The sequence below is a fragment of the Pantoea sp. AN62 genome, assembly GCF_050432985.1.
Lineage (GTDB): Bacteria > Pseudomonadota > Gammaproteobacteria > Enterobacterales > Enterobacteriaceae > Pantoea > Pantoea brenneri.
The window spans coordinates 107,046-122,458 of sequence record NZ_JBNPYB010000012.1; the positions used below are offsets into that span (position 1 = coordinate 107,046).

The 15,413-nt window shown below is 57.0% G+C and carries 15 protein-coding genes; 8 read left to right on the top strand and 7 right to left on the bottom strand.

Annotation, left to right across the window (positions count from 1 at the left end; translation table 11 throughout):
• The first annotated feature begins 67 nt into the window (after positions 1 to 67).
• Positions 68 to 1,126, top strand: a complete 1,059-nt coding sequence (locus tag FHW04_RS15285; protein WP_069728719.1) for an AI-2E family transporter — start codon at positions 68 to 70, stop codon at positions 1,124 to 1,126.
• Positions 1,127 to 1,167: 41 nt separating this feature from the next.
• On the opposite strand, the gene bcp is transcribed toward FHW04_RS15285, so the two are convergent.
• Both bcp and FHW04_RS15295 read right to left on the bottom strand, forming a co-directional pair.
• Positions 1,168 to 1,635, bottom strand: a complete 468-nt coding sequence (bcp, locus tag FHW04_RS15290; protein WP_089561683.1) for a thioredoxin-dependent thiol peroxidase — start codon at positions 1,633 to 1,635, stop codon at positions 1,168 to 1,170.
• A 159-nt stretch (positions 1,636 to 1,794) separates the two neighbouring features.
• Entirely contained in the window at positions 1,795 to 2,376 is a 582-nt protein-coding gene (locus tag FHW04_RS15295; RefSeq protein ID WP_089561684.1) for a glycine cleavage system transcriptional repressor, read from the bottom strand.
• A 143-nt stretch (positions 2,377 to 2,519) separates the two neighbouring features.
• Between FHW04_RS15295 and dapA the strand changes: the two genes are divergently transcribed.
• From dapA to ypfH, 6 genes are all read left to right on the top strand, one after another.
• On the top strand, positions 2,520 to 3,398 hold the full coding sequence (gene dapA, locus FHW04_RS15300) for a 4-hydroxy-tetrahydrodipicolinate synthase (protein ID WP_031375388.1): 879 nt from the start codon (positions 2,520 to 2,522) through the stop codon (positions 3,396 to 3,398).
• 14 nt (positions 3,399 to 3,412) lie between these two features.
• Positions 3,413 to 4,444, top strand: coding sequence for an outer membrane protein assembly factor BamC (gene bamC, locus FHW04_RS15305; protein ID WP_031375389.1), 1,032 nt, complete (start codon positions 3,413 to 3,415; stop codon positions 4,442 to 4,444).
• A 145-nt stretch (positions 4,445 to 4,589) separates the two neighbouring features.
• Entirely contained in the window at positions 4,590 to 5,303 is a 714-nt protein-coding gene (gene purC, locus FHW04_RS15310; RefSeq protein WP_069728720.1) for a phosphoribosylaminoimidazolesuccinocarboxamide synthase, read from the top strand.
• A 126-nt stretch (positions 5,304 to 5,429) separates the two neighbouring features.
• Entirely contained in the window at positions 5,430 to 6,299 is an 870-nt protein-coding gene (ypfJ, locus tag FHW04_RS15315; protein WP_031375391.1) for a KPN_02809 family neutral zinc metallopeptidase, read from the top strand.
• On the top strand, positions 6,296 to 8,263 hold the full coding sequence (locus tag FHW04_RS15320) for a tRNA(Met) cytidine acetyltransferase TmcA (protein ID WP_089561685.1): 1,968 nt from the start codon (positions 6,296 to 6,298) through the stop codon (positions 8,261 to 8,263). Before ypfJ ends, FHW04_RS15320 begins: the two co-directional genes overlap by 4 nt.
• Before the next feature lie 73 nt (positions 8,264 to 8,336).
• A complete protein-coding gene (ypfH, locus tag FHW04_RS15325) occupies positions 8,337 to 9,017 on the top strand; it encodes an esterase (protein WP_069728722.1) in 681 nt (226 codons plus the stop codon).
• 31 nt (positions 9,018 to 9,048) lie between these two features.
• Here ypfH and FHW04_RS15330 read toward each other — a convergent pair whose 3' ends face one another.
• The 3 genes from FHW04_RS15330 to FHW04_RS15340 are packed head-to-tail and all read right to left on the bottom strand — an operon-like array spanning position 9,049 to position 10,757.
• The gene (locus FHW04_RS15330; RefSeq protein ID WP_031375834.1) at positions 9,049 to 9,237 is read right to left on the bottom strand and encodes a YpfN family protein; all 189 of its coding nucleotides are present in this window, start codon (positions 9,235 to 9,237) and stop codon (positions 9,049 to 9,051) included.
• Positions 9,238 to 9,259: 22 nt separating this feature from the next.
• Positions 9,260 to 10,387 (bottom strand): succinyl-diaminopimelate desuccinylase, encoded by a 1,128-nt coding sequence (dapE, locus tag FHW04_RS15335; protein ID WP_089561686.1) that lies wholly within the window; start codon positions 10,385 to 10,387, stop codon positions 9,260 to 9,262.
• 1 nt (position 10,388) lies between these two features.
• Positions 10,389 to 10,757 carry an ArsC family reductase gene (locus FHW04_RS15340; protein WP_031375836.1) on the bottom strand — a complete coding sequence of 123 codons (369 nt, stop codon included), beginning with the start codon at positions 10,755 to 10,757 and terminating at the stop codon, positions 10,389 to 10,391.
• A gap of 402 nt (positions 10,758 to 11,159) precedes the next feature.
• Here FHW04_RS15340 and ypfM point away from each other — a divergent pair, with 402 nt between their 5' ends.
• A complete protein-coding gene (ypfM, locus tag FHW04_RS15345; RefSeq protein WP_139015967.1) occupies positions 11,160 to 11,222 on the top strand; it encodes a protein YpfM in 63 nt (20 codons plus the stop codon).
• A gap of 127 nt (positions 11,223 to 11,349) precedes the next feature.
• On the opposite strand, the gene acrD is transcribed toward ypfM, so the two are convergent.
• Positions 11,350 to 14,466, bottom strand: a complete 3,117-nt coding sequence (gene acrD / locus FHW04_RS15350) for a multidrug efflux RND transporter permease AcrD (RefSeq protein ID WP_031375838.1) — start codon at positions 14,464 to 14,466, stop codon at positions 11,350 to 11,352.
• A 171-nt stretch (positions 14,467 to 14,637) separates the two neighbouring features.
• The gene (locus tag FHW04_RS15355; protein ID WP_031375839.1) at positions 14,638 to 15,270 is read right to left on the bottom strand and encodes a response regulator; all 633 of its coding nucleotides are present in this window, start codon (positions 15,268 to 15,270) and stop codon (positions 14,638 to 14,640) included.
• Positions 15,271 to 15,413 lie beyond the last annotated feature (143 nt).

Sequence of the window (15,413 nt, forward strand, 5' to 3'; positions counted from 1 at the left end):
CGCCCTTTTCAGGCTGCTTATATCAGGTACAATCGTCCTCCTTTTTTGCTGTATTGGATCGGAAGTTATGCTGGCTTTATTATTTCAATGGTACAAACGCCGCTTCAGCGATCCGCAGGCTATTGCCCTGCTGGTGATCCTGCTGGCGGGCTTCTGCATCCTGTTTTTCTTAAGCGATCTGCTGGCTCCGCTGCTGCTGGCCGTGGTGCTGGCCTATCTGCTGGAATGGCCAACGGCGCGACTGCAGCGCGTTGGCTGCAGCCGAAGCTGGGCCACCTCAATTGTGCTGGTGCTGTTCGCCGGTATTCTGCTGGTGATGGTGCTGATTGTGGCGCCGGTCGCCTGGCAACAGGGCATCAATCTGACCCGCGACCTGCCCAACATGCTCAACAAGCTCTACCTGTTTTCCGCCGGGCTGCCGAAGCGTTTTCCGGCGCTGATGGATGCCGGCATCATCGATCTGATTGCGGAGAACCTGCGTAGCCGGCTGAGCGGCGTCGGCGATTCGCTGGTCCGCTACTCTCTGGCGTCGCTGGTCGGCCTGATGACGCTGATGATCTATCTGGTACTGGTGCCGCTGATGGTGTTCTTCCTGTTAAAGGATAAAGAACAGATGCTGAACGCGGTGCGCCGGGTGTTGCCACGCAATCGCGGTCTGGCTGGGGTAGTGTGGCTGGAGATGAATCAGCAGATCACCAACTATATTCGCGGCAAGGTGCTGGAGATGGTGGTGGTCGGCATCGCCAGCTGGCTGGCCTTCCTGTTTCTCGGCCTCAACTATGCGCTCCTGCTGGCGGTACTGGTGGGGATTTCGGTGTTAATTCCCTATATCGGCGCGATGCTGGTTACCGTGCCGGTAATCTGCGTAGGACTGTTTCAGTGGGGGATGGGCAGCGAATTCTGGACCATGTTTATCGTCTATCTGGTGATTCAGGCGCTGGATGGCAACATTCTGGTGCCGATTCTGTTCTCAGAAGCGGTTAATCTGCATCCACTGGTGATTATCTTATCGGTGGTGATTTTTGGCGGGCTATGGGGATTCTGGGGCGTGTTCTTTGCCATTCCACTGGCGACGCTGGTCAAAGCGGTGGTGCATGCCTGGCCGGACGAGCACCGGACGGCGTAATAAGCCGGGCGCGGCGAGTAAACTGCCGCGCCCGACAGACATCAGGCGGACTTAACGTAATCCAGCACGATGTCGTGGTGATTTGAGGTTTTGAAGTTATCGAATACCTTTTCCACCTTGCCATCCGCATCCAGCAGGAAGCTGATGCGATGGATGCCGTCATAGGTTTTACCCATAAAGGTCTTTTCACCCCAGACGCCAAATGCCTTACAGACCTCATGATCTTCATCCGACAGCAGGGTGAAATTCAGCAGCTCTTTTTCGACAAAGCGTGACAGTTTTTGCGGTTTGTCAGTGCTGATGCCCAGCACCTCGACACCCGCTTTTTTCAACTCATCCATATTGTCACGCAGACCACACGCCTGGACGGTGCAGCCAGGCGTCATCGCCTTCGGATAGAAATACACCAGAACGCGCTGTCCCTGGAAGTCGGTCAAATTAACCTGTTCGCCGTCCTGATCGGGCAAGCTAAATTTCGGTGCGGTATCACCGGCTTTCAGTGGATTCATCACATCTCTCCATTTTTTTATTCAGGCTGTCGGTAATACACCATCCGGCCGGAAACTGCCAAACGGAAAATTACCATCAGGGGGTATTTCACCACATAGCCGGGCACGTTTCGGTGACAGTAATGTGGAGAAATAGCTCCGGTATTGTGACCTGCGCCGTTAGCGTGCCGGGCTGACGGCTTCACTGCTGTCGGCATCCGACGCGCTGTAAAGACGCAGCGAACCCTGGGCATTCAGCTCCTGACACAGCGTATTAAAAGCCTGCTCAAACGACGTGCCTTCGGTACGCGTTGGACTGTGGGCCGTCATTTGAATATAGAGCGTTGGGGGTAAATCGTGTTGCCCCGGCGTAATTCGTGACACCAGTTCGGCAACGTTCATCTGATGTTTATCGATCAGATCGGTAAAGCGCTCAATGATGTGCGGCGAATCCGCCACCTCAACCTGAATAAACGCGGTATCCGGCATCGGCGGACGCTGACGGGCATTGGTGCGCTTCATGACGATCAGCAGTTCCAGTTCGGCACCTTTCAGCGGCAGAGTGGATTCAATCAGCGTAATGGCGTTCCAGCTACCGGATAGCAGCATGATAAAGGTGAACTCATCCCCAAGCATGGCGAGACGGCTATCTTCGATATTGCAACCGCAGCTGCTGACGTGTCGGGTGATAGTATTGACGATACCCGGACGGTCAACACCGAGCGCGGTGATCACCAGATGATGGGGCTGAGATTGCGGCAAAATGGCTTTTCCTGTGCATTCGCTAATAACCATAAGGTAAACATAAAAAAAACTGCTGACAAGCGCGGGAATAGCGTGGCTTGCTTGCTTTTCCCTAAGTGTAAAACGTACCATGAAGCACTTGTTTGTCGAGGGGATCGCCAATGTTTACGGGAAGTATTGTTGCACTCGTTACGCCAATGGATGACAAAGGTAATGTCTGCCGTGCGAGTCTGAAAAAACTGATTGATTATCATGTCGCCAGCGGCACCGCGGCGATTGTTTCCGTCGGCACCACAGGCGAATCGGCCACGCTGAGCCATGAAGAACACGGCGATGTGGTGATGCTGACCCTGGAGCTGGCCGATGGCCGGATCCCGGTGATCGCCGGAACCGGGGCGAATGCCACCGCAGAAGGCATCTCTCTGACTAAACGTTTCGAACACTCCGGCGTTGTCGGCTGCCTGACCGTCACGCCGTATTATAACCGTCCGACGCAGGAAGGATTGTTCCAGCACTTTAAAGCCATCGCCGACAGCACCAGCCTGCCGCAAATGCTGTATAACGTACCCTCGCGCACCGGTTGTGACATGCTGCCGGAAACCGTTGCCCGTCTGGCTGAAATAAAAAATATTATCGGAATCAAAGAGGCAACCGGGAACTTATCGCGGGTTAGTCAGATCCAAGAGCTGGTTAATGAAGAGTTCATTCTGGTGAGTGGCGACGACGCTACCGCACTGGACTTTATGCAACTGGGCGGCAAAGGCGTCATTTCGGTGACTGCGAACGTGGCCGCGCGCGAAATGGCCGAGCTGTGCACACTGGCGCAGCAGGGCAATTTCGTCGAGGCTCGCCGCCTGAATCAGCGTCTGATGCATCTGCACCAGACGCTTTTCTGTGAACCCAATCCTATCCCGGTAAAATGGGCTGCGAAACAGCTAGGATTAATCGCTAACGACACGCTGCGTCTGCCAATGACGCCACTGACTGCAGCCGGCCAGCCGAAAGTGGAGCAGGCGCTGGTGAAAGCGGGTTTGCGATAATTTAGGGAGTTTGAATGAATTACTCAGTAAAGCGGTCAACGGTAGCTACCGTGGTGGGGCTTTCCACCCTGATGCTGTTGTCGGCCTGTTCGAGCGACCAGCGCTATAAGCGCCAGGTCAGCGGTGATGAATCTTACCTGCAAGCCAGCGAATTACATGAACTGAAAGCCCCTGCCGGAATGATCCTGCCGGTTCAGCGTGGTGATTTTGACGTGCCGCGCACCAGCAGTCAGGCGCCGACCGGCAAGCAGCTCGATATCCGTCCACCGGCCCAGCCACTGGCGCTGCTGAACGGTACGCGCGCGCAATACAGCAATAATACCGGCGCGCTGATGATTGAGAACAGCCGTGGCTCCGTCTGGTCGCAGGTGGTTAATGTGGTGCAGTCTTACAAATTCCCGATTGCTTCACGCAATGACGCGGGACAGCAGCTGACCACTGACTGGGTGCAGTGGAACCGGGCTGATGAAGACCAGCAGTACCGTGGCCGCTACCAGATCAGCGTACAGTCGCAGAGCTATCAGCAGCTGCTGACGGTTCGTCTGCTGGAACTGCAACAGGATGGCAAAACCATCACTTCGCCGGCGCAAATCCAGCGTTATACCGCGCAGATGCTCAACGACATCAGCACCGGTCTGGATAAGATCGAAACCGCCAGCGAAAACGCCGCTTCAGGTCGGGTGAATGGTGCGATTGATGTGCAGAGTGGCGCAGATGATACCGGCTTGCCGTTGCTGATCCTGCGTACGCCTTACAACGTGGCGTGGCAGCGTCTGCCAGAGGCGATGAAACGCGTCGGCATGGAAGTGACGGACACCACCCGTTCAACCGGCAGCATGAAGGTGACCTATAAATCACCGGGCAGCAGCAGCTGGGATGAAGTGGGCGCGAAAGATCCGGAATTGCCAAACGGTGATTACAAAGTGCAGGTCGGCGATCTTGATAACCGTACCAGCCTGCAGTTCATCGATCCGAAAGGGCATGTGCTGACCCAGTCGCAAAATGATGCGCTGGTGGCGGTGTTCCAGGGCGCGCTGAACAAATAAAGTGATTAACGGCCGGAGATTCTCCGGCATTTTTATTTTGTTTTTGGCATAATAGCGCGCGGCGAAGTAATCGATTGCGTCCCGCCAATCGCCGCAGCGGCACAGGCCGTTGAACACCCGTTATTTCAAGTCTGGAGTTAACAAGATGCAAAAGCGAGCTGAGTTGTATCGCGGTAAAGCGAAAACCGTATACAGCACCGACAATCCGGATCTGCTGATACTCGAATTCCGCAACGATACGTCAGCCGGTGACGGCGCCCGAATCGAGCAGTTTGATCGCAAAGGAATGGTAAACAACAAGTTTAACCATTTCATCATGACTAAATTGCAGGAAGCGGGTATCCCGACCCAGATGGAAGCGCTGCTGTCTGATAACGAAGCGCTGGTGAAGAAGCTGGAGATGGTGCCGGTTGAGTGTGTCGTCCGCAACCGTGCCGCGGGTTCACTGGTTAAGCGTCTGGGCGTGGAAGAGGGGATGGTGCTGAATCCACCGCTGTTCGATCTTTTCCTGAAAGATGATGCGAAACATGACCCGATGGTCAACGAATCCTACTGCGAAACCTTTGGCTGGGTCAGCAAAGAAAACCTGGCGCGGATGCAGGAACTGACCTTCAAAGCCAATGAAGTGCTGAGCAAGCTGTTTGATGACGCTGGCTTAATTCTGGTCGATTTCAAGCTGGAGTTTGGTCTGTTTAACGGCGAAGTGACGCTGGGCGATGAGTTCTCGCCAGACGGCGCGCGCCTGTGGGACAAACAGACGCTGGATAAAATGGACAAAGACCGTTTCCGCCAGAGCCTGGGTGGCGTGGTTGAAGCCTATGAAGCGGTTGCCCAGCGACTGGGCGTGAAGCTCGACTAAGTCGCGCCGTACCGCAGAAAAAGGAGAGCCCCGGCTCTCCTTTTTTCATTTTGGCATAAAGCTGGTGATTGCCCCGGCACACAACTAAAATCATGCCATCTGAGTAAACCGCTAAGGGAGTACAGCATGCGCTGGCAAGGGCGTCGCGAAAGCGACAATGTAGAGGACCGTCGCGATCAATCATCCGGTTTTGGTGGAGGAGGCCGCCAGATTCGTCTGCCGCGCGGCAAAGGCGGGATTGTTCTGCTGATTGTGGTGGCGGTGGCCGGCTATTATGGCTATGACCTGACCGCCTTACTGACCGGCGGTGAAGTGGCACCGACCAGTCAGCAACAGCAGCGTAGCGTCAGTCCGAATGAGGATGAAGCGGCGAAATTTACCAAAGTGATGCTGGCGACCACCGAAGATACCTGGGGGAAACTGTTCCAGCAGATGAACAAACAGTATGTCGCGCCGAAGCTGGTGATGTATCGCGGTGCCACCCGCACCGGCTGCGGTACCGGCCAGTCAGTGATGGGGCCGTTCTACTGTCCTGCCGATCAGACGGTTTATATCGATCTCTCGTTTTATGATGAGATGAAAACCAAACTCGGTGCCGGTGGTGACTTTGCCCAGGGCTATGTGATTGCGCATGAAGTGGGCCATCACGTCCAGAAACTGTTGGGTATCGAACCGAAAGTTCGCGAAATGCAGCAGGGTGCCAGCCAGACTCAGGTAAACCAGCTGTCGGTCAAAATGGAGTTACAGGCTGACTGCTTCGCTGGCGTCTGGGGACACTATATGCAGCAGGAAAATATCCTTGAGGTTGGCGATCTGCAGGAAGCCCTGAATGCCGCTGAGGCGATTGGCGACGATCGACTGCAGCAAAAAAGTCAGGGGCGGGTAGTGCCGGACAGCTTTACCCACGGCACCTCGCAGCAGCGATACAGCTGGTTCAAGCGCGGCTTTGATGGTGGCAATCCGGGACAGTGCAACACCTTCGCCAGCAACCAGTGACCCTGCAACGCCTCACCGCACAGATGCAGCAGGCCGGGATTCGACGGCTGGCGGTGATCAGCGGCGATCCGGCGTGGTGCCTGATGCGGGCGACGGCATGGCGTGATGCGCTGGCGGGTGACTGGCTGACGCTAAGCGACAACGCACTGTTTCCCGGTCCGCACTGCGTGCCGGGGGCGGTGCGCACCCTGCTGGGACGCGAATTTCATCATGCGATTTTCGATGCCCGGCAGGGCTTCCATGCTGAAGCCTTCGCCGCGCTGGCCGGCACCTTAACCGCCGGTAGCTGGCTGCTGCTGCTGGTCCCGCCCTGGGACCGGTGGCTGCAACAACCTGATGCTGATAGCCTGCGCTGGGCGGACGTCGCCGAGCCGATCGCCACGCCACGCTTCGTTGAGCATCTGCAACAGCAGATTCTGAACGATGCAGAAGTGCTGCTGGAGCAGCAGCATCAGCCTTGCCGTCTTCCGCCGCATACAGACTGGCCACAGTGGCAGTGTCGGGCACCGCAACAGCAGCAGGCGATGCTGGCGCAGTTGCTGGCGCTGCCGTCAGGCGTGGCGGTGCTGACTGCCGCCCGCGGACGCGGAAAGTCGGCACTGGCGGGCATGCTGGCGGGCCAGCAGGGAAACTGTCTGGTGACTGCGCCGGCCAGGGCGTCCACCGGGGTACTGGCCGCGTTTGCCGGCGATCATTTTCATTTTATGGCCCCGGATGCGCTACTGGCGCTGATGCCGCCGCCGCCCGCTGCCTGGCTGATTATTGATGAAGCCGCCGCCATTCCCGCGCCGTTGCTGCAGGCGCTGATCAGTCGTTTTCCCCGGGTATTACTCACCACCACGGTGCAGGGTTACGAAGGCAGCGGACGCGGTTTTATCCTGAAATTTTGCGCCGGACTGCCGCAGGTTCGCTATTTCACCCTTGATGAACCACTCCGCTGGTCGCGCAGCGATCCGCTGGAACGCTGGCTCAACCAGGCGCTGCTGTTTGACGATGCTGCTGCCGTCGCACCGTCATCCTCAGCCATTCCGCATCGGGCGTCGCGCAACGATTTTACGGCGTTGCAGGCGGCCTATCGGCTGCTGACCAGCGCCCATTACCGCACCTCTCCGCTTGATTTACGCCGTCTGCTGGATGCGCCCGGCATGCAGCTGTGGCTGGCGGGTAACGCGTTAGCGTTGCAGGGCGCGTTATGGCTGGTGGAAGAGGGCGGGCTTGATCCTGCCCTGGCAGAGGCGGTATGGGCCGGTACTCGTCGGCCGCGTGGCAATCTGGTGGCTCAGTCGCTGGCGGCGCACGCCGGATTCGCTGAAGCGGCAACGTTACGCTCACTGCGTATCAGCCGCATTGCCGTGGCGGCGGAGAGTCGTCGTCGTGGCATCGGTCAGCAGCTGGTGGCGGCAGCCCGTCATGCCGCCGCGGATTACGACTATCTTTCTGTCAGCTTCGGCTACACTGAATCTCTTTGGGCTTTCTGGCGCAGCTGTGGTTTTACCCTGGTGCGTATCGGCAGCCAGCGCGAAGCCAGCAGCGGCTGCTACGCCGCAATGGCGATGCTGGCCTGTTCTGATGCCGGTGAGACGTTACAGCGGCGGGCCGCACACCATCTGGCCCGTGACTGGCCGGTGCTGCGTCAGCATATCGCGCTGGAGCCGGACATCACTGCGTGCCGTGAGGCAGGTTTCACGCCGCAGGATGCCCGACTGGCGGCCGGTTTTGCCTGGGCGCAGCGGCCACTGGAGGCCAGTTTGCCGGTGTTGCAGCGGCTGGCTGGGGTCTCTGCTCAGCCGTTACCGCTGATCGAGGCTGCCATCGCTGCTCCTGATGCGCTGACTGCACTGGCCCGGCAGGCGGGGCTGAGCGGCCGTAAAGCGTTAATTGCCGCACTGCGTCAGCAAGCCGCTATCGCACTTGAAACGCTGCAGGACGTTGATGCCGACGTCTTACGTCAGTCGTTGAAATAATTCGACCGGCGGCTTCAAATATTCCTCATATCATTCCGCGCCCGGCGGCGTAGAGTGACAACAGGAGGTCAACATGACACTGAAATATGTAATCGTTCAACAGCCTGCTACGGCGGCCCAGCTGTTCCTGCTTTATCACGGCGTGGGCGACAATCCGGATTCAATGGGCGAGATCGGCAGCTGGTTTGCCCGCACTTTTCCTGAAGCGCTGGTGGTTTCGGTAGGATCGCCTGCCGCTGGTCGTCAGTGGTTTACTGAAGCGGAATTACACGACCAGACGGTCCAGCAGCGGGTAGATGCCGCCATGCCGCAGTTTGTCGAATCGGTCCGTCACTGGCAGCAGCAGAGTGGTGTCCGGGCGGAAGCTACGGCGCTGATCGGCTTTTCGCAGGGTGGCAGCATGGTGCTGGAAGGGGTAAAAGCCCATGCCGACCTGGCGGGGCGCGCGGTGGTGTTTAATGGCCGTTTCGTTACCCTGCCAGAGAAAGCCAGCACCCGTACCACGGTGCATCTGATCCACGGCGATTATGATGAGCAGATCCCGCTGCATCATGCGCAACAGGCAGAGCAACGACTGACGGCATTAGGCGGTGATGTGACGCTGGATATTGTTGATGATTTAGCCCACGCGATTGACCATCGCAGTATGGAGCTGGCGCTTAATCATCTGCGCTATACGGTACCGAAACGCTACTTTGATGAAGCGTTAAGCGGGGCGAAACCCGGTGATGACGATGTGATTGTGATGATGTAAAAATGCCCTCGCACGGCGAGGGCATCCGCGATTACTTTTTCTTCGGCCAGTCGTCGTCATCGTCCCATTTATCGTTAAAATCACGATGCGGCGGCAGGTCCGGTTTGTTATCCATAAATTTTTTGTGATCGATGCGTTTCAGATCTTTATACACATTCATCAGCACGCCAACCATCAGCAGGATCACCAGGATCCACCAGTAGTCTTTAATAAACTCCATTTCCCGCTCCTTAATATCGCACTCAGGCGATCAGTTGTTCCATGATGCGTTGATACATCCGGCTCAGCATCTGCAGGTCGGAGGCTTTCACACACTCATTGATTTTATGAATGGTGGCATTCACCGGACCCAGTTCTACTACCTGCGCACCCATCCGGGCGATAAACCGGCCATCAGAGGTGCCGCCGGTCGTCAGCAGCTGCGGCTTAATCTCATTATAGTGCGCCACCGCTTTTACGACGGCATCGACCAGCTTACCGCGATCGGTCAGGAACGGCTGACCCGAGAGTTTCCACTCAATGGTGTAGCGCAGCTGATGACGATCCAGCAGTTCTGCAACCCGCTGACGGATCATCTCATCGGTCAGCTCAGTGCTGAAACGGAAGTTGAACTGCAGGAACAGCTCGCCGGGGATGACGTTGTTGCTGCCGGTTCCGGCCTGTACATTGGCAATCTGCATGCTGGTCGCCGGAAAGAAGGCATTGCCCTGGTCCCACTCGACGGCCACCAGTTCATTCAGCGCCGGCATCGCCCGATGCACCGGATTATCGGCCAGATGGGGATAGGCGACATGACCCTGAACCCCATGCACCGTCAGATTCGCGGTGATCGAGCCGCGCCGGCCATTTTTCACTACGTCGCCCACCACTTCGGTACTGGACGGTTCGCCAACCAGGCAGTAATCAAGCCGTTCCTGGCGTGCCATCAGGCGCTCAACCACTTTAACGGTACCGTTAGCACCGCTGGCCTCTTCATCGGAAGTAATCAGAAACGCCAGCCGGCCTTTATGGTGAGGATGGACGGCGACAAAACGTTCGGCGGCCACCACCATCGCCGCCAGCGAGCCTTTCATATCGGCCGCGCCACGGCCAAACAGCATGCCGTCACGGATGGTGGGTTCAAAAGGAGGATTGATCCAGCGGCTGGCATCGCCCGCCGGGACCACATCGGTATGACCGGCAAACGCCAGCGTTTCGCCTTCACCACGGGTCGCCCAGAAATTCAGGGTGTCACCGATGTTCATGGTCTCGATGTGAAAGCCAATCGCCTGTAAGCGGGCGATCAGCAGAGCCTGACAGCCGGCATCATCGGGGCTGAGAGAGGGGCGACGAATAAGCTGTTGCGTCAGCTCAATGACCGGGCAAAACATATTATGACTTCTCCTGGATAGCATTCTGATAGGTCGTCTCACTAAAGCCGGCAAGCAAAGTGCCATCCGGAGTGCGTAACAGTGGGCGTTTAATCATCGCAGGCTGGGCCAGCATCAGCGCTTTGGCGCTGTCTGCATCGGTGACGGCCTCGCGCTCTGCCTCGGGCAATTTGCGCCAGGTGGTGCCGCGGGTGTTGAGCAGGGTGGTATAGCCCAGCGCATCAATAAATTCCTGCAGCTGCGCGTCACTCAGGCCATCAGCACGGTAGTCATGGAACCGATAGTCGATGCCAGCAGCCGTTAAAAAGCCCCGGGCTTTTTTTATCGTGTCGCAATTTTTAATCCCGTACATCACCCACTGCGCGCTCATTGCCTGATCCTTATTGTCCTGTGAAACGTTGAAGCTGAAAAAAGCAGCCAAAGCGCGAGTTTAGCATAGTGCGATCCGTTGCGGCATCTCACCAGGCGGGCCAGAGCTGTCAATAATCGTTACCGGCAGGCATCAGGTAAACGTTATCAATTTCAGCCGTAATCATTACCTGGCTTATCATTGGATAATTAAGAATTTCGCCATGTTGAGAAAATAAGCTACCGCTGGGGTTATCAATTAATAATTGCAGGCGGGTTAAGCAGTTGCTGAAATGTGCTTCAGCTACCAAATCCGATAAAACTCAGGTTTTATTCACCGCTGCCGATAGTGATAACAGGTGTAAACGTATTCACCTGATGAAAAAAAGCGCGTAACATTGCCATCACAATAAGAGAGGGCATTATGATTGACACTGAAATGGGGAACTGGAAAGAATTTATCGAAGCGATGTTACGCAACAAGTAACACGTGACGAGAAAAGCAGGGCGCTTCCCCTCTTGCTGCAATTCTTACCACACACAGAAATAAGGCGGTCACTGATATCAGTGGCCGCTTTTTATTTCTGGCGCGACTCTCCGCTGAGTCAGCCTGCTTAATCGTGCGGTTTCTCTTTCAGCGGGAAACGACGGCGTACCAGCACGAAGAACAGCGGTACGAAGAAGATCGCCAGCAGCGTGGCGGAGATCATGCCACCCATCACGCCGGTACCGACCGCATGCTGACTGCCGGAGCCGGCACCGCTGCTGATCGCCATCGGCAGTACCCCGAAGATAAAGGCCAGCGAGGTCATCAGAATCGGCCGCAGGCGCTGGCGGGCGGCCTCCAGCGTTGATGCCACCAGTTCGCCGCCTTTGCTGTTGATCTCATTGGCAAACTCAACAATCAGAATGGCGTTCTTGGCGGAGAGGCCCACCACCGTCAGCAACCCGACCTGGAAGTAAACGTCGTTCTCCAGACCGCGCAGCCAGGTGGCAATCAGCGCGCCGACCACGCCGAGCGGGACCACCAGCATCACCGAGAACGGAATCGACCAGCTCTCATACAGCGCGGCGAGGCAGAGGAACACCACCAGCAGCGAAATAGCATACAGCGCCGGTGCCTGCGAGCCGGACAGACGCTCCTGGTACGAAGCGCCGCTCCACTGGAAGCCGACGCCCAGCGGTAAGGCGTTGACCAGTTTTTCCATCTCATCCATCGCGGTGCCGCTGCTGACGCCGTTGGCGGCTTCACCGACAATCTCCAGCGAGGAGTAACCGTTGTAGCGCTCCAGCCGGGGGGAACCGGTCTCCCAGTGGCTGGTGGCGAACGCGGAGAAGGGCACCATGCCGCCGCTGCTGTTGCGCACGTACCACTTATTGATATCGCCCGGCAGCATGCGGAATTCGGCTGCCGCCTGGACATAGACTTTTTTCACCCGGCCACGATCGAGGAAGTCATTCACATAGCTTGAGCCCCAGGCGGTGGTCAGGGTGTCGTTGATGGTATCGAGCGAGACGCCCAGCGCCTGCGCTTTGCGCTCATCGACATCAATCTGTAACTGTGGGCTGTCGTCGAGTCCGTTGTGGCGCACCCGCGATAACGATTTATCGCTGGCGGCCATCTCCAGTAGCTTATCGCGCATCGCCATTAACCGGGCATGGCCGAGCCCGGCATGATCCTGCAGCTGCAGGTCAAAGCCCGACGAACTGCCCATGCCAGTAATGGCCGGCGGACTGCTGGCGATCACCCGACCCTCTTTAATCTTCTGAAACGCTTTTGTGGCGCGATCAATAATCGCGAACGAGGTGCGATCGGCACCGGGACGATCTTCCCAGTTTTTCAGTCGGACAAACAGCCGCGCCACGTTCTGACCGTTACCGCCAGGCCCGGCGCCGATGGTCGAGAACACCGACAGCACATTGGCCTGTTCTTCGGTCAGATAGTAATTTTCGACTTTTGCCACCACGGCGGCAGTCTGCTCTAAGGTGGCACCGGCCGGAAGCTGGACCTGGGTCAGAAACACGCCGCGATCTTCCAGCGGCAGGAAAGAAGTGGGCAGACGCAGAAACAGAAAGGCCATCAGGCCGATAAGCGCAAGATAGAGCAGCAGCCAGCGGCCGCCCTTACGCAGAATACCTGCCACGCCGTGCTGGTAACGGTCCGCGTTTTTATTGAAGTGACGGTTGAACCAGCCGAAGAAGCCGCCACGCCCGTGCGACTCGCCGGGCTTCACCGGCTTGAGCAGCGTGGCGCACAGCGCGGGCGTCAGGATCATCGCCACCAGTACCGACAACACCATTGCCGACACAATGGTGATTGAGAACTGGCGATAAATGGCCCCGACCGTGCCGCCAAAAAAAGCCATCGGCACGAAGACTGCCGACAGCACCAGTGCGATACCGACCAGCGCGCCCTGAATCTGGCCCATCGATTTGCGTGTCGCGGCACGCGGCGACAATCCCTCTTCACTCATCAGGCGTTCAACGTTTTCCACCACCACGATGGCGTCATCCACCAGCAGGCCGATCGCCAGCACCATGGCGAACATCGTCAGGGTATTGATACTGAAACCGCAGGCGTAGAGCACGCTGAAGGTGCCAAACAGCACCACCGGGACGGCGATGGTGGGGATCAGCGTGGCGCGGAAGTTCTGCATAAACAGGTACATCACACCAAACACCAGCACAATCGCTTCCAGCAGCGTCTTCACCACATCGGTAATTGACGCTTTGACGAATGGCGAAGTTTCATAGGCGATTTTGGCTTCCAGCCCGTGCGGAAAATAGTGGGATAACTCCTCAATACGCGCCCGCACCAGCTTGTCGGTATTCATCTCATTGGCACCCGAGGCCAGTTTGACCCCCAGACCGGAAGCGGGCTGGCCATTATAGCGGCTGAGGTAGTCATATTTTTCGGCACCGAGCGCCACGCTGGCAACATCACCCAGCGTGACCACCGAGCCATCAGGATTGTTCTTCAGGGTAATCGCCCGGAACTGCTCCGGCGTCTGCAGCATCGACTGGGCATTCACCGTGGCGTTAAGCGCCTGCTTGTCTACCGATGGCAGGCCGCCAACCTGGCCGACGGCGACCTGGGCATTCTGCGATTCGATGGCGCTGACCACATCATCGGTGGTCAGGGAGTAGGCGATCAGCTTGTTGGGATCGAGCCAGATGCGCATCGCGTATTGTGAACCATAAGCATCTACCTGGCCGACGCCATCAATGCGGCTTAGCGGATCCTGGATGTTACTGGCGACATAATCTGCAATATCCTGCTTATCCATGCTGCCGTCGGTCGAGACAAAGGCCACCATCAGAATGTTGCTGTCACCGGTTTTGTTGACCGTCACGCCCTGTGACTGCACTGCCTGGGGTAATTTACGCAGCGCGGATTGCAGCTGGTTTTGTACCTGCTGGCGCGCTTCATCCGGATCGGTGCCAGCGGTGAAGGTGAGGGTGATCTGCGCCTGGCCGGTGTTGCTGCTGTTGGATGACATGTACATCAGGTTATCGATGCCAGTCATATTCTGCTCGATCACCTGGGTAACGGTGTTCTCCAGCGTTTCGGCAGAGGCGCCAGGATAGTTAGCGGTGATCCGCACGTTGGGCGGTGCCAGGTCGGGATACTGTTCAATAGGCAGCGAAATAATGGAAAGGGTGCCGCAAAGACACAGCAAAATCGCCAGAACCCATGCAAAGATGGGTCGGTCGATAAAGAAATTCGACATTAAATCGACACTCCTCAGTGCTTTTTTATCAGGAATGAGAGCCCAGGAAAGGGTGCACCGGCAGAGCAACCGGATGATCTCTTCCACGATTTCCTGCCGACACTTACTCTACGTGCGGTCAATTAGAGAATCGTGGAGAAATTGTGGAGAAAGTGTAAATTCTCCGATTATTTAACGATGGCGGCTTTCAAGCCAGAGCACGGTCGCGGCAACGCGCGAGCGCACATCCAGTTTCCGCAACAGGTTGCGGATATGCACTTTTACCGTCTCTTCTGAGATATGCAGAATGGTGCCAATCTCTTTATTCGACAGACCGCGCGCCACCTCCTGCAGCACATCACGCTCACGCTCAGTCAGCTGGCGTAAAGGATCGGCGCTGTGCTGGCGATTGGCAAGATAACGGGCGACGCCTTCGCTGAACACTTTTTCGCCCTGGGAGGCTTGCAGAATCTGTCCCAGCAGGATCTCCGGCTCGCTGTCTTTCAGCAGATACCCATCGGCACCGGCATCCACCATGGTGAAAATATCACTGTGGGCGTCAGAGACGGTCAGCACCAGAATGCGCGAACTGATGCCTTCGTGGCGCAGGGCTTTAAGGGTATCCAGTCCCGACATGCCTTTCATATTCAGGTCGAGCAGGATCACATCCGGCTCATGCTGGCGAGCCTCTGCTAGCGCTTCCGTGCCGTTGTTGGCTTCTGCGATCACGACCAGCCGGGGATCGAGCGCCAGTAGCTGACGAATCCCCCGGCGCATCAGCGGATGATCGTCAACAATCATCAAAGTTAATGTGGGCTGTTGCATGTTCTTTTCCTTTCCCCGAACTGTTTCAGGCTGTTATGCGTGAAAGATGTCACCTGCTGCTGACACAGAATTCTGCGCCGCAGCGGCTCTGCTGTCGCCATTCGCCTGAAGCAGGCTGGCGATCGCTTATCAATAATCTGTTA